The following is an 18,972-nucleotide window of genomic DNA, read 5'->3' on the forward strand; positions in this document are numbered from 1 at the left end:
AACGTGCCGGGGTGATCCCGGAAAGTGACCTCGCGGCCCGGTCTCGGGTCGCGAGGTCGCTGATTTAGGGTCGAAAGTCCTGTATCTGACCCGCCTGGGTGAGGAACGCGATGGTTCTTATGGCGGACTGGTGCCGTAGCGGGCAGAATGACCAAGTCGGGAATTCGCAAGATCGTCCGCATCCTCGAGAGGTCGTAGGGGAAGACGTCCCTCGTCGAGTAGCGGAGGTCAGCTGTGAGCACCCGTGGCAGCAGCAGTGGCGTGGTCTACGTCCACTCGTCGCCGTCTGCGGTCTGTCCGCACGTCGAGTGGGCGATCTCGGGCACCCTCGGTGAGCGAGCGGACCTCAAGTGGGCGGCGCAACCCGCGGCGCCTGGTCAGTTGCGCGCCGAATGCAACTGGACCGGTGATGCCGGCACCGGTGCCCGACTCGTGTCCGCGCTCAGGGCGTGGCCGATGCTCAGGTTCGAGGTGACGGAAGACCCGAGTCCGGGAGTGGACGGCGTGAGGTACTGCTTCGCGCCCGTGTTGGGGTTGTGGCACGCGCGCACCAGTGCCAACGGCGACATAGTTGTTTCAGAAGACCAACTCCGAGCGCTGGCCGCGCGGAGTAGAGGTGGCGAGTCATTCGCGCACGGGGTGGATGAGATCTTGGGCGCGGCCTGGGATGACGCCCTGGAACCGTTCCGGCGGGCGGGCGATGGCGCGCCGGTGACTTGGTTGCACCGGGTTGGATGACGGCCGATCTGTTGCGGTCGGTTCGATGGTCACGCCCAGGTTCGGCTGCTCGGGTCAGGTCCGGCTCGATTTGACATGGGGCCCTTACGGGCACTCCAGGCAGGCCAAAGCCGGCAGGCCCGGCGGGGAAAAGCGTCCCGCCAGGCCTGCCGGCTTCGACCAGCCTAAAGCACCCGAACCCATGTCAAATCGGGCCTGGGTGGGGGAGTTGCGGGTCCGTTGTGGGTGGGTGATGGGTGGCGGCCCTGGTGGGGCGGTTGCGGGGCCGTTGTGGGGTGGTGCGGCGCGGCATGGGTGGGCGCTGCGGGCTGTTGTGGCGTTTGGGGCGTGGTGGTGGGTGGGTCAGGAGGCGGTTGGGGTTGGTTGCCAGGCGGCCATGAGGTCCCGGTAGAGGGGCGAGGTGGCCAGTAGGTCGTCGTGGTTGCCCAGCAGTGGTGGGCCGCCGTCCATCAGGAGGACCAGGTTTGCCCGCAGGGCCGAGGAGAGGCGGTGGGCGATCACGATCAGGGTGCCGTGGCGGGTGGCGAAGGCCTGTTCCACCCGGGCTTCCGCGGACGGGTCGAGGGCTGAGGTTGCCTCGTCCAGGATCACCACGTCGGCAGGTGAGGCGTAGACGCGGGCGCACGCCAGGAGTTGGGCTTCTCCGGCGGAGAGGCCGCCGGCGGAGTGGCCCACGGTTCCGGAGAGGCCGCCCAGCTTGGTGATCAGGGCTGATGCGCCGACGGCTTCGGCGGCTGTCAGCAGGGCGGCGTCCGATGCGGTTGGTGCGAGGAGTGCCAGGTTCTCGCGGACGGTGCCCGTGAAGAGGTAGGTCTCTTGGGGGACGAGGGCGATTCGCTCGTGGCGCGCTTCGGGGGCGACGGAGCGCACGGGGACGCCGCCGAAGCGCACGAGTCCCTCCTGTGGTTCCACCATGCCCGTGATCAGGCCGGCCAAGGTGGACTTGCCGATGCCGCTCGGGCCGATCACGGCCAGGTGGGAACCTTCCGGTAGGGCGAGGTCCAGGGAGCGGACGACGGGTTCGGCCGTGGGGCTCCAGCCGAACGTCACGCCGTGCAGTTCCAGGTCGTTGCTCTCGGGGATGGCGTCGCCGGCCGGCGCGGCGATCGGTGGTGCGGCCTCGGCCAGCCGGCGCAACGCCACCACGAGCCGCAGCACGATGGTGCTGGTCGTGTCGGCCAGGCGGCGCAGTGCGGGCTGGACGCTGGTGCTCAGGTAGACCACGGCGGCGAGGACGTCGCCGACCGTCAGGGTTCCCGCGCGGACCATTCCTGGGGCCATGAGCAGCAACAACACCAGTGGGGCGAAGCCGCCCAAAGCGATCACGACGCCGCGCAGCGCGGTGGCGAAGGCCATCCGGACGGTGGCGGAGGCCTGGCGGTCCACCTGCTCCGCCACGTCGCGGAGGGCGTGGTCGGCGCCGGTCAGGGCGGTGACGTCGCGGATGCCGAGGAACACCGTGCCGGCGACGGCGGCGGCTTGTTCGTCGGCCAGGACGAGGGTGCGTTGACGGCGGGCCAGGGAGGGGAGCAGGAGGGTGAACAGGATCAGGGCGGCGATCACGGGCAGGATCACGAGCCAGGCCAGGGACGTGACCGTGGCGGCGAGGCCGATCAGGGCGGCGGCGGTGGTCACCAGGAGGGCGCGGGCCTGGACCAGGACGCCGGCGGTGGCGTCGCGGACCACTTCGACGTGCCGGGTGATCCGGGCGACGGCGCTGGCGTCCGGTTGGCGGGTTTGCGAGCCCGCGTGCAGGACGCCGCGCACCACTTGGCGCACCAGGGCGTCGCGCAGTGGTTCGACGACCGCACCCAAGCGCATGAAGACCTGGCGCAGCCCGAAGCCGCCGAGCACCGCCACCGCGGCGAAGAGCAGCAGCCAGCCGACGCCGACCCACGGGCGGCCGGCGGCGAAGCCGCGGTCCACGGCCAGGCCGACCAGGCGGCCGGAGAGCAGGGCGGGCACGCCTTCGAGCACCGACCAGCCGAGGAGCACCACGATGCCGCGCCGTTGTTCGCGCAACGCCCGCAGGTAGGTCATCAGCCGAACACCGCCCGGTACTCGTCGTCGTCCCACAGCTCGGCGTGCGGTCCCACCGCGCGCACCCGGCCGTCGTCCAGCCAGACGACGGTGTCCGCACGGCGGGCGGTGGCGGCGCGGTGGGTCACGACCACCCGCGTCCGGCCGGGCAGGGCCGACTCGACCGCGCGCTCCACAGTGGACTCGGTGACCATGTCGAGGCTGGCCGTGGCGTCGTCGAGCACGAGGACGGCCGGGTCGCGCACGAACGCCCTGGCCAGGCCGAGCCGTTGCGCCTCGCCGCCGGACATCGGCGCGGTGGCCATCGGGGTGTCGTAACCCTCGGGCAGGCGCACCACGACGTCGTGGACCTGGGCGGCGCGGCAGGCCGCTTCCACGTCGGCCCGGGTCAGCGAGGTGCCGTAGCGGACGGCGTCGGCGACGGTGGCGCCGACCAGCGCGGGGCGTTCGAAGGCGTAGCCGACGGATCCGCCTCGCCGGACCTGCCCGGTCGACGGCTGGGTCAGGCCGCCGATCACCGCCGCCAGCGCGGACTTGCCCGAGCCGGACCGGCCCACCACGGCGACGAAGGTCCCGGGGGGCACGGTCAGGTCGACGTCGTGCAGCGCGCCCGGGACGTTCACGCCGGTCAGCACCACTTCGCCGGTCGTGGTCGGGCTTGGTGGCGAGTGGGGCGGCACGGGGGTGGAGAGGACTTCCTCCAGTCGTCGGGCGGATGCCCTGGCCCGCTGGAGGGCGGTGAGCAGGGCGGTTTGGCCGACGACGGTCATGCCCAGTGCGACGTAGCCGAGTGCGGCCAGGACGTCGCCGACGCTCAGCCGGCCCGCGACCACGCCGAAGCCGGCGGCGGTCAGGACGGCCAGCTCCACGGCGGGCAGCAGGAGGCCGGCCCGCCAGATCATCCGCGCCTGGGTGCTCCACATGCCGACGCCGGCGGCGGTCAGCCGGGGGAGCGGGCGCAGGACGCGGTCGGCTTCCTGGTCGGCGCGGCCGGAGGCGGCGATCGTGCGCAGGCCGCCGACGGCGTCCACCAGTCGTGCGGACAACTCGCCTGACACCTCTTGATAAGTCGCGACGTCGGCCGCCGTGAGGCGGAGGTGGGAGCGGACCAGCAGGGCCGCCAGGGGCACGCTGAGCAGGAACACCAGCGCGAGCCGCCAGTCCAGCAGCGCCAACGCGGTGATCGCGCCGGCGGCGGTGACCACCGAGATGCCCAGGTTGACCGCGAGCACGGAGACACCGCCCGCGATCGCGCTGTCGCCGGTCAGCCTGCTCACCGCGTCACCGGGCTCGAAGCGGGCCGGGTGGCCCAGCGCGAGCAGGTGGGCGGTCAGGCGGTGGCGCAGCCAGGCCGCGCCGCGCGCGGTGATCGCCGCGGCCAGCACCACGCCGATCGCGTCGCCGAGCACCTCCACGCCGGCGAGCCCGACCAGCCACCACACCGTGCCGCTGTCCAGCCGACCGCCCAGCGCCATGTCGACGGCCGAGGCCAGCGCGGTGGGCAGGAGCAGCCCGGCGACGGTGGCGGGCAGCGCGTTCAGCGCCAGCAGCAGCCACCGGAGATCGCGACGGACGACGGCGGACAGCACCACGATCTGGGACTCCTAGGCGATTGCCGCGGTTGGGCGCATCATGACCTCGCGAGGCGATCTCGCGGTGGAAAAAGCCGGGTGAGCGGCGCACTTCGACTGCGCCGCTCACCCGGACCCGCGTGGCGGGAGGTCAGCAGAGGACCAGGCTGACGGTGGAGTGGCTGCAGGGGAGCAGCAGGGAGGCGTTGGACGCCGTGGTGCTGCCGCCGCCACCGCCGCTGCTGCCGCCGCTGGCCATCGCGTTCGACTGGGCCTCGGGGGTCTCGAGGTCCTGCATGTCGAGGATGAAGTCCATTGTCGCTCCTAGTGTTTCGGGGGATCGAAAAGGGTTACTGCGACCGGTCCGAGAGGGCCGGGGCTGTGAGGAACGGCAGCACGGGTGTGCCGTCCAAGGTGGCGCCGAGGGCGAGCAGCACGCCCGCGCCGCCGGTGTCGAGGTCCATCGAGAGCCGCCGCAACTGGATGCCGGGGAACGCCAGGCCCTCCTGGTACGGCACGGCGTGCCAGGACAGGGCGGCGAGGTGCCGGTCGATCGCGGTCCGCGGTCCGTTCGCGTGGGCCAGGGTGGCCAGTAGGCCGGCCCGGCCGAGCATCAGCGCCGGCTGGATCACGAACTCGCCGGTCGTGCCGCCGACCAGCTCCGGCAGGCGTTCGACGACCGGGAGGTCGGGCGCGGCGAGGCGGAACTCGTTGAGCACCAGCGCGATGCCCGCGCTGCCCACGCCGACGTACGGCAGGGTGCGGAAGTTGCCGTCGCGGACCTGCGTCGAGCCGTCCAGCGCGGTCATCGTCTCGGCCAGGTCCCGTTCCAGCGCCCGCACGCCGAGGTCGAGCCAGCGGCGGTCGTCGGTGTGCTGGAACAGCCGGAGGAACAGCAGCGCCGGGCCGGACCAGCCGTGCTCGAAGCCCGCACGTGCCTTCGGGCCGGGCGGCTCGGCGTTCGCGAGCGCGGTGTCGAGCCGTTCGCCCAGCTCGAGCGCCTGGGTCGCGTAGGACTCGTCGTCCCGCGTGCCCGCGAAGTGCAGGAGGTTCAGGCCGATGCCGGCGAGACCGGCGCTGAGGCCGTGGTCGCGGGTGTCGGGCACCATCTGCGCGTAGGAGGCGACCAGTTCCCCGGCCAGGTCGTGGTGGCCGAAGTTCTCCAGCACGTGCGCGATGCCGTGCGCGCCGGTGAAGAAGCCGGGCTCCTTCGGCGGCTCGCGGCGCACCGCGTCCAGCAGCCACTGCTCGTGCTCCGGGTAGCGGCCCATGCCGGTCACGTCCAACGCGTGCAGCACGCCGGCCGCGCCGTAGCCGAACCCCGCGCCGCCGACCTCGAACTGCTCGACGTCGCCGGGGAACAGCCGGTCGGTGCGCTGGGGCGTGGCGCTGGCCAGGATGCCCGCGGCGATCGACTTGCGCACCACCTGCCAGTCGGGTTCGGGCACCTCCAGCGCGTTGGCGGCGGCGACGGTCGGCGTGTCGCCGCGCGGCGTCAGGTGGGCGAGGATCTTCGCGCAATACTCGTCGGGCAGGCCGAACCGGCGCTGGACGAAGTCGACGTGCGAGCGCAGCTTCACCGGCGCCAGTTCGATCACGGCGTTGAGCGGCAGGAAGACGTAGAGCCGCAACGCGGCGAGCGCGTGCTCGTCGATCTCGAAGCCGGTGCGGTCCGGCGGCGCCTGGAAGCCCGGCGCGCCGAGCGTCGGCCTGCCGTTCTCCTCGATGCCGAACGCCAGCTCGAAGTCGATCAGCGACACCGAGTCGTCGTCGTCCACCAGCACGTTGAGCGGGTGCAGGTCGCTGAACACGACACCGCGCTCGTGCACCGCGGCCACGATCCGCTCGATGTCGGCGACCAGCTTGAGGGCGCGCTCGGCGTAGGCGGTGATCGCCTCGTCGGTGACCTCGTGGTGCGTGAGCGGGTAGTTGTGGCCCAGCCACTGGCCGAGCGGGACGCCCGGCACCCGGGCCATGGCCACGAACTCGTGCTCCCAGGCGGTGAAGTGCTCGTAGACCTCGGGCACGCCGGGCACCCCGGCGACCCTGGTCAGCATCGCGTGCTCCCGGCGCAGCCGGGCCACCGCGTCGACGTTCTCGCGGTCCAGCCCGGCGTGCGGCCTGGCTTCCTTGAGCACGACCTGGGTCTCGTCGGCCTTGCGGACGGCCTCGTACACACCGCCGCCGTTGGAGAAGTGCAGCGACTGGACCACCCGGTACGGGAACGCGTCGGCGTCACCGGACCGGCGCACGGCCAGGTGCTCCTCCAGGCACGCGGGCAGCTTCACCCAGTCCGGCAGCCAGAACGTCGCCTTGCGCTGGTCGGGCACGAGCGCGCCGTCGGGGCCCTCGATGGCCAGCACGCGCTTGCCGTCCCGCTCCAGCCACTGCTCGACGAACCCGCCGTAGCGGACGAACAACGGGCCGGCGCCGTAGCGGAGGTCGCTGAGGATGTACGCGCCCGCCTGGCCGTCGAGGATCTCGGACAACTCGAGGAGCGTCGACTCCAGTTCCGCTTCGTCGGCCGGGTAGATGGTGATGAGCTTGCCGCTGCCCTCGCGCGGCGCGTACTTCGAGTTGCGGGCCAGCACGATCGACCGGGTGCGCAGGTATTTGAAGGGGATGCGGCGCGCGATGAGGTACTCGTAGGACTTCAGCAGCACTTCGCCCGCGTTGAGCACGGTGGCCGAGACGTGCACCTTCCAGCCCTGCTTGGGCAGTGCGACGCCTTCGGGGTGCACGTGCCGCCAGATGTTGCGGTCACCCTGCGTCCACCCTTCCGGCAACGCGGGGAGCACTTGCGAAAAATCGTCTTCGGCGGTTTCCGCGTGGCTTTGCACGTCGTAGAACAGACGGTCCGCGAAGCAGTAGGCCTCATAGCGGAGGTCCACGGGGATTCGCCTCCTTGCGATTTGCGGGACCGGGATATTCCCGCACGCCGGTGGCGGACAAGCCAATCCACCATTTCGGGGGGTGTTGACGTCCGTTCGTGCGAATGAGTAGGGCTCGGTTTCGCACTGCAGGTGGGTATAGGTGCTCAGAAGTCACCCGATCGCGATGTTTAGCCTCACGAGAGTGCGGAAACCTCCTACCGGAGGAGACTAAACGAAACGCGATCGTTCTTCGCGTTCGACGGTGCTCACCTGCGGTTTCGAGGCTTCTCCGCTGAATTGCGGGATCGGTCACGGAGCGTGTCGCAAGAGCCGGTCGGGTTCTGTTCCGGCTATTCGGGACGGTGTCGTCCCTATATTGCGGGAAAGTGCGGATTCGACCGGTTGATGGTCATTGTGGGTAGTGGTGTCCGGGCGTTCAAACCGCATTGTGCGGGTCATCCGCTGGGCCGTCCGGGTGGTTACCGGCACGTGCGGGTGCTGTGGCACCCTCCAAGGGTGTCCGCACGCCTGCTGCTGCCCGCCGTGCTCCTGATCGCCGCCACGACCGCGGGCGTCGGCGTGCTGGCGCGTGAGGCCTACCAGCGGCCCACCGTGCCCCAGGGCGACCAGGTCGCGGCGCCCGGTTCGGGGCAGTCCGGTTCGGTGCCCCGCAGCGCGCAGCCGGGCAGCGGGGTCGTGCAGCTGAGCGTCGACGCGGCGCAGCACCCCGACGGCCAGCGCGTGCGCGAGGTGCTCCAGCAGTTCTTCGACGCGATCAACGGCCACGACTACGAGCAGTGGGCCAAGACCGTGACCGCGCACCGGGTCGGCCAGACGCCGAAGTCGCGGTGGCTGTCGGACTACGAGAGCTCGCGGGACGGGTCGATCCTGGTGCACCGGATCGAGTCGGTCTCGCAGAGCAGGCTGCGGGTGCTGATGACGTTCACCAGCACCCAGGACGTGGTCAAGGCGCCGGCCGAGCTCCAGGCCGACTGCATCCATTGGCGCGTCGTCTACCCCTTGCAGGAGGAACGGGGCGCGTTCCGGGTCGACCTCGGGACCGAGGGCTCGACCTCCCAGTTCACCGCCTGCTGACCACGCGTGTCCCTGCGTTCAGGACCCCCGAGCCGGACGTTCGGAACACGCGGCAGTGGGGTCGCCCCCCGACTGCGGCGACCCCACCGAACGCCGGCACCCCCTACAGCGGGATGTTGCCGTGCGCGCCCCGGCCCGCCGGCGCCGCCGCGAGGGCCTGCGCCAACTTGCGCCGCGTCCTGGTCGGCTCGACGACCTCGTCCACCACGCCGATCGCGATCGCCCGGTCCACGCCGCCCGCGATCCGCTCGTGCTCCTCGACGAGCCGCGCGTGCAACGCCTCGCGCTCCTCGTCCGGCACGGCGGCCAGCTTCTTGCGGTGCAGGATGCCGACCGCGGCCTTGGCGCCCATCACGGCCACCTCGGCGATCGGCCACGCGAACACCGCCGTCGCGCCGAGCGACCGCGAGTTCATCGCGATGTACGCGCCGCCGTACGACTTGCGCGTCACCAACGTCACCCGCGGCACGACCGCCTCGCCGAACGCGTGCAGCAGCTTCGCGCCGCGCCGCACCACGCCGTCCCACTCCTGGCCGACGCCCGGCAAGTACCCGGGCACGTCCACCAGCACCAGCAGCGGCACGCCGAACGCGTCGCACATCCGCACGAACCGCGCCGCCTTCTCCGCCGACAGCGAGTCGAGGCACCCGCCCTTGCGGATCGGGTTGTTCGCGATCACGCCGACCGTGCGCCCGCCGAGCCGACCGAGGCCGACCACGACGTTCGGCGCCCACTTGGCCTGCAACTCCTCGAACGAGTCGTCGTCCAGGATCGCCCGCACCAGCGGCTTGACGTCGTAGGCCCGCTGCGGCTGCTCCGGCAGCAACGCCCGCAGGTCGTCGCCGTCCGGCACCGAGTGCAGGTCGAACACGCCGGGCTGGGCGAACAGCCCGGTGATCCGCCGCGCCCGCTCGTAGGCGTCCGGCTCGTCGTCCGCGATCACGTGCACGACACCGGACTTGCGCCCGTGCGCCTCCGCGCCGCCGAGACCGTCCATGTCGATCTGCTCGCCGGTCACCGAGCGGACCACGTCCGGCCCGGTCACGAAGACCTTGCCGGCCGGAGCCATGATCACCACGTCGGTCAGCGCCGGGCCGTACGCCCCACCGCCCGCCGCCGGGCCGACCACCACGGAGATCTGCGGCACCCGGCCGGACTCCCGGATCATCGCGGCGAACATCTGGCCCATGCCGTCCAACGACTCCACGCCCTCCGGCAGCCGCGCGCCGCCGGAGTGCCAGACGCCGATCACCGGTGTGCGCTCGCGCACCGCGACGTCGATCGCCTCGACGATGTGCCGGCACCCCTCGGAACCGAGCGCGCCACCCATCCGCGTGGCGTCGCTGCAGTACGCGACCACCTTCGCGCCGTTGATCCGGCCGCGCACGGCGAACATGCCGCTGCCGTCGCGGGGCCGCAGCGGTGCGACGGACCCCGGGTCGAGCAGTTGCGCGAGCCGGACCTCCGGATCGCGCGGGTCGGCGTCGCCGTCCGCGACCGGGTCCACCGGCCTGGACGCAAGGGCAGTCATCGCGGAGCTCCTCGTGGGACGGATCAGGCCTGGGTGAAGACGAGCGACACGTTGTGCCCGCCGAACCCGAACGAGTTGTTCACCGCGGCGCTCAGCTCGATCTTGCGCGGCTCGCCGGTCACGACCTCCAGCTGCACCCTCGGGTCCTGGTCGTCCAGGTTCAGCGTCGGCGGCACGATGCCGTCGCGGACCGACAGCAGCGTGGTGATCGCCTCCACCGCGCCCGAGGCGCCGAGCAGGTGGCCGTGGTTGCCCTTGGGCGCGGTCAGCACCGGGTGGTCGCCGATCGCGCGGCGCACGGCCTGCGGCTCGATCACGTCGCCCACCGGGGTGGACGTCGCGTGGCAGTTGACGTGGCCGACGTCGGCCGGGTCGACGTCCGCGGAGCGGAGCGCCTTCGTGATGGCCCGGGACTGACCGATGCCCTCCGGGTCGGCCGCGGTGATGTGGTAGCCGTCGGAGGTGGTGCCGATGCCCGCGAGCTTGCCGTAGATCCGGGCGCCGCGGGCGCGGGCGAAGTCTTCGCGCTCCAGCACCATGATCCCGGCGCCCTCGCCGAGCACGAACCCGTCCCGGTTGACGTCGAACGGGCGCGACGCGCGTTCCGGGTCGTCGTTGCGGGTGCTCATGGTCCGGGCCTGGATGAAGCCCGCCATGGTGATGGTGGTGATGCACGCCTCCGCGCCACCGGCCACGACCACGTCCGCCTCGCCGGTCTTGAGCATCCGCCACGCCCAGGCCAGCGCCTCGGCGCCGGACGCGCAGGCCGACACCGGCGCGTGCACGCCCGCGCGCGCCTTGAGGGCGAGGCCGACGTGCGCGGCCGGGCCGTTGGGCATGAGCATCGGCACGGTCAGCGGCGAGACCTTGCGCAGGCCGGACGCCTCGATCAGGTCGTCCTGGTCCAGCAGCGTCATCGCGCCGCCGATGCCGGTGCCGATCACGACACCCAGCCGCTCCAGGTCGACCTCGTCCTCGCCGAGCCCCGAGTCCGCCCACGCCTGGCGGGCGGCGACCACCGCGACCTGCTCGCAGCGGTCCAGCCGGCGCGCCTCGACGCGCGGCAGCACCTCGGTCGGCTCGACCGCGAGCTGCGCGGCGATCCGCACGGGCAGCTCGAACCGCTCCGCGAAGCCACCGATCAGCGGCTTCACACCGCTGCGGCCGGCCAGGAGCGCATCCCAGGTGGAGGCGACATCGCCACCGAGCGGGGTGGTGGCACCCAGCCCGGTGACGACGACGTCGTTGCTACTGGTCATGCGTTGCTGGCGATGTAGTTGACCGCATCGCCCACGGTCTTGAGGTTGGCCAGCTCGTCGTCCGGGATCTTCACGCCGAACTTGTCCTCGGCCTGCACGGCGATCTCCACCATGGACAGCGAGTCGATGTCCAGGTCGTCCACAAAGGACTTGTCAGCCGTCACGTCGGCCGCCTCGACACCGGCGACCTCCTCGACGATCTCGGCGAGCCCCTTCTGGATGTCCTCGTTGCTCACTGAAAATCCCTTCCTTCGTGCTTCGCCGGCTGGTTGGTCCCACCGGAGTCTCGATTTGCGGTCACGGCAGCCGGACGACCTGTCCCGCGTAGGACAGGCCCGCTCCGAAGCCGACGAGCAGCGCCACGTCACCGCTGCGCACCTCTCCCGCCGCGCGCATGTGGTCCAGCGCGAGGGGGATCGAAGCGGACGAGGTGTTGCCGGAGTCCACGATGTCACGCGCGATCACGAGGTCTTCACGCGCACCCTTGGCGTGCAACCGCTTCGCGATGGCCTCGACGATGCGCAGGTTCGCCTGGTGCGGCACGAAGACGTCCACATCGGACACCTGCAGGCCGGCCAGCTCGATCGCCTTGAGCGCGATCGGCGCGATCTGCGTGGTCGCCCAGCGGAAGACCGACTGGCCCTCCTGGAAGATGAACGACGCCCGGTCCTTGATGTGGATCATGTCGACGAGGTCGCCCGCGCTGCCCCACGACACCGGGCCGATGGCCGGGTCCTCGGACGGACCCACGACCGCCGCGCCCGCGCCGTCGGCGAAGATGATCGCGGTGGACCGGTCGCCGGGGTCGACCCAGTCGGTCAGCTTCTCCGCGCCGATGACCAGCACGTGCTTCGCCGTGCCCGCCCGGACCAGGTCCGACGCGGTGCCCAGGGCGTAGCAGAAGCCCGCGCACGCGGCGTTCAGGTCGAACGCGGGCGCGCCCGCGATCCCGATCCGGTCGGCGACCTGCGCCGCCGCGTTGGGGATCTGGGACGGCATGGTGCAGGTGGCCACGATGACCGCGCCGATGTCCGACGGCGTCAACCCGGCGTCGGCCACGGCCTTGACGCCCGCCTCGACCGCCATGTCGACCAGCAGCTCGTCCGGCTTGGCCACGCGGCGGTTGGCGATGCCGACCCGGTCGCGGATCCACTCGTCCGAGGTGTCCATCCGCAGGCTCAGGTCGTGGTTGCTGACGATGGTCTCGGGCTGGTAGCTGCCCAGGCCCAGGATGCGGGTGCCGACCGAGCCGGTCGGCATGGAGAAGGTGGTCACTCGGCCACCTCCGACGGTGTCGCCGTGATCATCTCGACGACCTGGTCGAGCTGGTCGGGGGTCTTGAGGCCCAAGGTGGGTGTGCCCTTCAGTTCGCGCTTGGCCAGGCCGGTCAGCGCGCCCGCGGGCGGCAGTTCGACCACCGCGGTCACGCCGTGCCCGGCCAGGGTTGCCTGGCAGGCGTCCCACCGCACGGGGCGGGTCACCTGGGAGATCAGTCGGCTCAGCACCTCGTCGCCGGCGGACACGACCGCGCCGTCGGCGTTGGACAGCAGCGGCAGCGCGGCGTCCTTCACCACGATCCCGGCGGCACGGGCGCGCAACGCCTCCTCGGCGGGCGCCATGAACCGGGTGTGGAACGCGCCCGCGACCTTCAGCGTGCGGATCTTCGCCCGGCCGGGCGGCTGCTCCACGAGCGCGGCCAGCGCGTCCAGCGGGCCCGCGGCCACGATCTGGCCCGCGCCGTTGCGGTTCGCGCCGACCAGGCCGAGCTCGTCGAGCCGGGCCAGCACCTCGTCCTCCTCGCCACCGAGCACCGCGGCCATGCCGGTCGGCGTCAACGCGCAGGCGGCGGCCATCTCGGCGCCGCGCACCGCGGCGAGCGCCACGGCGTCGTCGGTGCTCAGCACGCCCGCGATGGCGGCGGCGGCCAGCTCGCCGACCGAGTGGCCGCCGACGATGGTGTCGGCGGGCAGTTCGACCCGGCGGCGCAGCTCCTCGTAGGCCAGCAGGGCGAGCGCGACCACCAGCGGCTGGGTGACGGCGGTGTCCTTGATCTCGTCCGCGTCCGCCGTGGTGCCCAGCCGGGCCAGGTCCAGACCGGTTGCCTCGGACCACGCGGCAACGCGCTCGGCGGCACCCTCGACCTCGAGCCAGGGTGCGAGCATGCCGGGTGTCTGGGACCCCTGTCCGGGGGCGAGGAGCGCGATCACCCGCTCACTGAACACGCTCGGGGCGCTTTCCGGTGATGTCGCCACTGACGAAACCGGAGACCGTGGCTTGTAGGGTCTCTACAAATGTGACTCGTAGATGAACGTAGAACGACGTCGCGTGTTGTCGATCCCGGCCCAAACGCCAGATGCGTCGTCCGTCACACTCGGACGGGGGTCGTCCGCACGGGTCACCAAAGACCGCGGGCACGGGCCAGTCGTCCCACGGCGAGCGCGACCCGCAGCACCAGGGCGTCACGGGGGTCGTTCGCGTTGCGCCCGGTCAGCTCGGTGGCCCGCTTGAGCCGGTAGCGGACCGTGTTCGGGTGCACGAACAGCTTCCGCGCGCACGCCTCCAGCACGCCGCCCACCTCGAGGAACGCGTCCACGGTCTCCAGCAGCGAGCCGCTCGCCTCCTCCAGCGGCCTGGCCACCCGGTCGACCAGCTGCCACTCGGCCTCCGGGTCGCCCGCCAGCGCCCGCTCCGGCAGCAGGTCGAGCGACCGCACCGGCCGTGGCGCGGCGGGCCACCCCACGACGGCCCGCAGCCCGGACAGCGCGTCGCCCGCGCTGCGGTGCGCGTCGGCCAGGCTCGTCACGGTCGGGCCGGCCACCACCGGGCCCGGCCCGAACGCCTCCGACATCCGCACCAGCGACTCGCTGCGCTCCGTCTCGCCGCCGACCACCACGACCAGCCGCGAGCCCTGCACGCTCAGCAGCACCGGCCGCCCGACCCGGGCCGCCCGGCTGCGCACCTCGAACACCACCGCCGGCGGGTCGTCCGACGGCGGGTTGCCCACCAGCACGGTCGCCTCGGCGGCCGGGTCCCAGCCGAGCGCGGTGGCCCGCGACAGCAACGACTCCTCCGCGTCGCCACGCACGATGCCGTCCACGACCAGCGCCTCCAGCCGGGCGTCCCACGCGCCGCGCGCCTCGGCCGCCGCCGCGTACGACGTGGCCGCGGAGAACGCGATCTCCCTCCCGTACCGCAGCACGCCCTCGGTGAGCAACGCGCGCTCGGCTTCGTTCTCGGCCAGCTTGGGCAGCAGCTCCTCGAACAGCCCCAGCGCGATCCGCACCAGCTCCACGGTCTGCCGCAGGCTCACCCACCGCGAGATGTCCTTGGGCGCGGAGCGGAACGCCTCGGCGGTCAGCCGGATCGCCTGCTGCGGGTCGTGCAGCCAGGACACGAACCCTGCGACCCCGTTCTGGATCAGCAGCAGCACGCCCGCCCGCTGGTCGGCGGGCATCCGCCGGAACCAGGGCAGGCGCTCCTCCATCTCGGCCACGCTCGCCGCGGCCAGGTCGCCCGACGCCCGTTGCAGCGTTCGCAAGGTGGCCCGCGACAACGAGGTTGAGCTGGTCATACCCCTCACGATCGCACGGGTGCGCACAACGCCACCAACGAGTGACACGCCCTGACGCTCCGCGCCGATCCCCTTACCGTCGGTGGCGTTCTGACCGGCTCGCCTGGGAGGGTCTCGTGCGCAGGTACATGTCAGTCGGCCTGGTGGTCGCCGCCGTGCTGGCGACGGCGGTCGTGCCGTCGTTCGGAACGGAGCGCGGCGATCCGCTGGCCGAGTTCCACGCCCAGCAGCTCACCTGGTCGGCCTGCAAGCAGCAGCTGGAGTGCGCCGAACTGGTGCTGCCGCTGGACTACGCACGACCGGGCGCCGAGCGGATATCGCTGGTCATCAGCCGCAAGAAGGCCCTGGAGCCCGCCCGCAGGCGCGGCGTCCTCGTGCTCAACCCGGGCGGTCCGGGCGGCTCGGGCCTGGGCATGCCGTCGTTCCTGGCCGGCAGCGAGCTGGCGAAGGTGTACGACCTGATCGGGTTCGACCCGCGCGGCGTCGGCGGGTCGACCGCGCTGAACTGCCGCACGGTCCCGGAACTGGCCACCATCGACACCCGACCGGCTGATTCCGAGTTCCCGAAGTGGGCCGCCGAGGCGCAGGCCGCCGAGGACGCCTGCCACCGCTCCGCCGGCGGCATCCGACCGTTCGTCAACACCGCCAACACCGCGCGCGACCTCGACGTGGTGCGGGCCGTGCTGCGCGAGGAGAAGATCAACTACCTGGGCTACTCCTACGGCACCTACCTGGGCGCGGTGTACGGCACGCTGTTCCCGGCGCGCCTGGACCGCAGCGTGCTGGACTCGGCCGTGCACCCGGAGTGGGTCTGGCGCGAGCAGTTCCGGGCGCAGGCGGTGGCGTACCGGCGCAACGTCGAGGCGTGGTCGGCCTGGGTCGCCGAGCACCACGCCCGGTTCGCCCTCGGCGCGACCGCCGAAGAGGTGGTGGGCACCGTCGAGGCGGTCGCGACGACCCTCGCCCAAGCCCCGGTCGGCGAGCAGGACCGCACCCGCTTCGACGCGGCCGTCGGCGTCGGCGCGCGCTACCGTCCACTGTGGTCCGAGCTCGCGGTGCTGGTGGCCGGGCTGAAGGCGGGCTCGTCGTCCGAGTCCGGCGCGCTGATGGCCGGCGAGGCGCGCGAGGAGCTGGTCTCCGGCGTGTTCCACACGGTGACGTGCGAGGTCGACTGGCCGACCGACCTCGAGACGTACTACGAGGACATGAGGGTCTTCCGCGACCGCTACCCGTACGGCTTCGGCGTCCTGCGCGCGGCGCCGACCACGTGCGCCTTCCGGAGCTTCACGCCGCCGGAGCCCCCCGTGACCCTCAAGCGCGAGGGTTACCCCGTCGGGGTGATCGTGCAGGCGGAGGGCGACACCCAGACCCAGTACGAGAGCGGACCGGCCATGGCGGAACGCCTCGGGCACAACCTGGTCACCGTGCGGGACGAGGGCAAGCACGGCGTCTACGGCAGCGGCAACGCGTGCGTGGACCGGGCCGTCAACCGGTACCTCATCGACGGCGTGCTGCCGCCGAGCAGCTCCAACTGCCCCGGCGACCCGCGGCCGGACGTGAACCAGGCGACCTCGGCGGCGCACGTGCAGGCCTACCTCGCCGGCCGCGGCCTGTCCGCCCTGTTCTGAATCGAGACCGCCACCCAGGCGAGCACGAGACGCGAAAACGCCCGGCGCGAGAACCTCCGCGCCGGGCGTTTCCCTCTCCCCGGTCCCCACCGGTGATTCCACTCTGGACTGCCGACGCGAGAACCGCCACGTCAGTCACCCTTTCGTGCCACCACTTCAGGTTGCCGGGTGATGCGGGCTGAGAAACGATCTCGACCACAAGCGAAAGCGAAGGAGGGTCGTCGTGGGTACCCAGATCACCGAAGGACTCGGGCAGGCGTGGACGATGGTGGCCACGTTCGTGCCGAAACTCCTCGGCTTCCTGGTCGTGCTGTTCATCGGGTGGCTGATCGCCAAGGCGCTGTCCAAGGCGGTCGGGTTCCTGCTCAAGCGGGTCGGCTTCGACCGGCTCGTGGAGCGGTCCGGCCTCGGCGGCGCGATGTCGAAGTCCCCGATCGACGCCTCCAACCTGATCGTCAAGCTGGTCTACTACTTCGTGCTGCTGATCGCCCTGCAGCTCGCGTTCGGCGTGTTCGGCACCGGCAACGCGGTGAGCGCCCTCCTCAACGACGTCATCGCGTACCTGCCGCGCATCGTGGTGGCCATCGTCCTGGTGCTCGTCGCCGCCGCGATCGGCAAGGCCCTCAAGGGCCTGGTGACCGGCGCGCTGGGCGGCCGCCCGTACGCGCGGATCCTGGGCAACATCACGTACGGCTTCATCGTCGCGCTCGGTGTCATCGCCGCGCTCAACCAGCTCGGCATCGCCGTCGCGGTCACCATGCCGGTCCTCATCACGGTGCTGGCCACGGTCGGCGGCGTGATCGTGATCGGCGTCGGCGGCGGCCTGATCCGCCCGATGCAGCAGCGCTGGGAGGGCTGGCTCAACCGCATCCAGGAGGAGTCGGCGCACATCACGCCCGCCCCGCGTCGCGCGGAGGACTCGGCGACGGCTCGCGCGCAGGAGCCCGTGACCGCCGCGGCCCGCCCGTCCAGGCAGGGCCCGGTGGACCCGCCGACCCCGCCCGCCGGCATGCAGATGCCGCCCCGCCCCGAAGGGCGCTGACACCCCCGAGAACGCCGACAGGCCGCCACCCGGTAGCACGGGCGGCGGCCTGTCGGCGTTCTCGGTCAGTCCAGCTCGTCGAGCACGTCCTCCCAGCTCACGTACGCGAAGCCGGTGGTCGGCAGGTCGCCCGCGGTCGGGGTGCGCTCGCCGTCGTGCACGACGAGCAGCCCTTCCGGGTAGGCGGGCCCGAGGTCGGCGGTCACCAGGTGCGCGCCGTCGGAGTGCTCGACCGAGTCGTTGCCCCGGCCCGCGCCGACGACGAACTCGCCGACGTAGGAGTTGCGGCCGGTCCGCTCGTAGGCCACGAACCGCGAGTCGCCCTGGCTGGACGCGATGAGGTAGTCGTCGCCGACGGTGAGCCCCTCGGCGTCGGCGGTCAGGTGCCGGCCGCCGAAGCCGGGGTCGGCGCCGGAGACGGAGCACTCCTCGGTCTCCGGGTCGTAGGTCTGCGGTACCCCGAACGAGCGAACCTTGTCGATCAGCGCGGGCGTGCCGAAACCGGTCGCCCGCAGCGGCACGCGCCAGATGCCGACGTCCTCCTGCGCCGCGTACAGCACGCCGTGCTCGGAGTCGACCACCATGCCCTCCAACTGGGGGCCCTCACCCGGCTCGCCGCACGGCGTCCAGGTCGTGCCGTCGGGCAGCGGGAACGACGACGGCAGGTCCAGCGCCGCCACCACCGCCGTGCCGACCGAACCGCCCGGGCCCGCCGTCACGCGCAGCAACGCGACCCTGGTCTCGTTGCGCCGGTTCGTCACGACGACCGGCGTGCGGCCGACGAACCCGGCCGCCAGGCCGTAGGCGGTGCGCTGGTCGTCCACTTCCTCCTCCGACGAGGAGAACACCGGCCGCGCGCCCGGGTCGGTCACGTCCCGCACCACCGCGGCACCCGCCGCCGCGCCGCGACCGTCGATCTCGTAGACCCGGATCCGGTCCCGGCCGCGGTCGCTGACGAACGCCAGGTCCCGGGAACGCCCGCCGACCGGCACCCGCCCGAGCACGTCGACGTTGTTGAACCGGCCGGGCTTGGCCTCCGGCGTCGGCGGCAGCGGCGCCGGGTAGGTGCCGAGGGTCCGACCGGCCAGGTCGAACGCGGCCAGCCCGCCCTCCTTCAACGTGCCCAGCACGACGCTCTGCCGGGCCGAGCGCGGGTGCACCCAGATCGCCGGGTCGTCGGCGTCGGCGTTGGCCGGCAGCCCGGACGCGTCGTCGACGAACGCGCGGGTCTGCGCGACCGGCACCACCACGTCCGGCCCGGGTGAAGAGGCGATGAGCAGCGGCACCACCGCGGCCATGAGCAGGATTCGCATTCGGCGGAAGCTACCGGCCGCCGGTGTACCGGCGCTGAAGTCGAGATGACCACGAGTGGGTGCGTTCTCGGATCGTGCGCACTGTGCCGTCGATCACCCCAGGAACAGTTCCGGGCGAGATGATGTTCCGACGCAATGAGAGACACGCGCTCCGGGGCTCGGTGGAAATCCGAACCGGCGGTGACAGCCCGCGACCCGCCCACCAGGGCGGTTGATCCGGTGGAATTCCGGGGCCGACGGTGAAAGTCCGGATGGGAGGCGCGCGTGTGCCGTCGGCCTGCCATGCCCCGGGGACGCCTGTCGGGGATGGA

The 18,972-nt window shown here is 72.1% G+C and carries 15 protein-coding genes and 1 riboswitch; of the genes, 4 read left to right on the forward strand and 11 right to left on the reverse strand.

The window, feature by feature from the left end:
- The first annotated feature begins 234 nt into the window (after positions 1–234).
- A complete protein-coding gene (locus tag ACZ7GX_RS06340; RefSeq protein WP_123743506.1) occupies positions 235–738 on the forward strand; it encodes a DUF3145 domain-containing protein in 504 nt (167 codons plus the stop codon).
- 342 nt (positions 739–1,080) lie between these two features.
- On the opposite strand, the gene ACZ7GX_RS06345 is transcribed toward ACZ7GX_RS06340, so the two are convergent.
- From ACZ7GX_RS06345 to lanKC, 4 genes are all read right to left on the reverse strand, one after another.
- Positions 1,081–2,778, reverse strand: coding sequence for an ABC transporter ATP-binding protein (locus tag ACZ7GX_RS06345; RefSeq protein WP_498773502.1), 1,698 nt, complete (start codon positions 2,776–2,778; stop codon positions 1,081–1,083).
- Complete coding sequence (locus tag ACZ7GX_RS06350) at positions 2,778–4,370, reverse strand: ABC transporter ATP-binding protein (RefSeq protein WP_498773505.1); 1,593 nt, start codon at positions 4,368–4,370, stop codon at positions 2,778–2,780. The genes ACZ7GX_RS06345 and ACZ7GX_RS06350 overlap by 1 nt, the downstream gene beginning before the upstream one ends.
- Before the next feature lie 130 nt (positions 4,371–4,500).
- Positions 4,501–4,665, reverse strand: a complete 165-nt coding sequence (locus ACZ7GX_RS06355; protein ID WP_230566808.1) for a SapB/AmfS family lanthipeptide — start codon at positions 4,663–4,665, stop codon at positions 4,501–4,503.
- 34 nt (positions 4,666–4,699) lie between these two features.
- Positions 4,700–7,240 (reverse strand): class III lanthionine synthetase LanKC, encoded by a 2,541-nt coding sequence (gene lanKC, locus ACZ7GX_RS06360; protein WP_498773508.1) that lies wholly within the window; start codon positions 7,238–7,240, stop codon positions 4,700–4,702.
- A 498-nt stretch (positions 7,241–7,738) separates the two neighbouring features.
- Between lanKC and ACZ7GX_RS06365 the strand changes: the two genes are divergently transcribed.
- The gene (locus ACZ7GX_RS06365) at positions 7,739–8,317 is read left to right on the forward strand and encodes a hypothetical protein (RefSeq protein WP_498773510.1); all 579 of its coding nucleotides are present in this window, start codon (positions 7,739–7,741) and stop codon (positions 8,315–8,317) included.
- A gap of 103 nt (positions 8,318–8,420) precedes the next feature.
- Here the strand turns inward: ACZ7GX_RS06365 and ACZ7GX_RS06370 are convergent, their stop codons facing one another.
- The 6 genes from ACZ7GX_RS06370 to ACZ7GX_RS06395 all read right to left on the reverse strand — a co-directional run bounded on the left by ACZ7GX_RS06370 (position 8,421) and on the right by ACZ7GX_RS06395 (position 14,678).
- On the reverse strand, positions 8,421–9,848 hold the full coding sequence (locus ACZ7GX_RS06370) for an acyl-CoA carboxylase subunit beta (RefSeq protein ID WP_498773512.1): 1,428 nt from the start codon (positions 9,846–9,848) through the stop codon (positions 8,421–8,423).
- Positions 9,849–9,871: 23 nt separating this feature from the next.
- Complete coding sequence (locus tag ACZ7GX_RS06375) at positions 9,872–11,107, reverse strand: beta-ketoacyl-[acyl-carrier-protein] synthase family protein (protein WP_498773514.1); 1,236 nt, start codon at positions 11,105–11,107, stop codon at positions 9,872–9,874.
- Positions 11,104–11,343, reverse strand: a complete 240-nt coding sequence (locus ACZ7GX_RS06380) for an acyl carrier protein (RefSeq protein ID WP_053720023.1) — start codon at positions 11,341–11,343, stop codon at positions 11,104–11,106. Before ACZ7GX_RS06380 ends, ACZ7GX_RS06375 begins: the two co-directional genes overlap by 4 nt.
- Positions 11,344–11,404: 61 nt before the next feature.
- Entirely contained in the window at positions 11,405–12,367 is a 963-nt protein-coding gene (locus tag ACZ7GX_RS06385; protein WP_498774077.1) for a beta-ketoacyl-ACP synthase III, read from the reverse strand.
- 11 nt (positions 12,368–12,378) lie between these two features.
- Positions 12,379–13,329 (reverse strand): ACP S-malonyltransferase, encoded by a 951-nt coding sequence (locus ACZ7GX_RS06390; protein ID WP_498773517.1) that lies wholly within the window; start codon positions 13,327–13,329, stop codon positions 12,379–12,381.
- 173 nt (positions 13,330–13,502) lie between these two features.
- On the reverse strand, positions 13,503–14,678 hold the full coding sequence (locus tag ACZ7GX_RS06395; protein WP_498773519.1) for a PucR family transcriptional regulator: 1,176 nt from the start codon (positions 14,676–14,678) through the stop codon (positions 13,503–13,505).
- A 116-nt stretch (positions 14,679–14,794) separates the two neighbouring features.
- On the opposite strand from ACZ7GX_RS06395, the gene ACZ7GX_RS06400 reads away from it, so the two are divergent.
- Both ACZ7GX_RS06400 and ACZ7GX_RS06405 read left to right on the forward strand, forming a co-directional pair.
- Entirely contained in the window at positions 14,795–16,306 is a 1,512-nt protein-coding gene (locus tag ACZ7GX_RS06400; RefSeq protein ID WP_498773521.1) for an alpha/beta hydrolase, read from the forward strand.
- 223 nt (positions 16,307–16,529) lie between these two features.
- On the forward strand, positions 16,530–17,348 hold the full coding sequence (locus ACZ7GX_RS06405; RefSeq protein ID WP_498773523.1) for a mechanosensitive ion channel family protein: 819 nt from the start codon (positions 16,530–16,532) through the stop codon (positions 17,346–17,348).
- A gap of 65 nt (positions 17,349–17,413) precedes the next feature.
- On the opposite strand, the gene ACZ7GX_RS06410 is transcribed toward ACZ7GX_RS06405, so the two are convergent.
- Entirely contained in the window at positions 17,414–18,661 is a 1,248-nt protein-coding gene (locus ACZ7GX_RS06410; RefSeq protein WP_498773525.1) for a phytase, read from the reverse strand.
- 143 nt (positions 18,662–18,804) lie between these two features.
- Positions 18,805–18,928: riboswitch (FMN riboswitch) on the forward strand.
- The last annotated feature ends 44 nt before the right edge of the window (positions 18,929–18,972 follow it).

The organism is Actinosynnema sp. NPDC037264 (assembly GCF_055603705.1).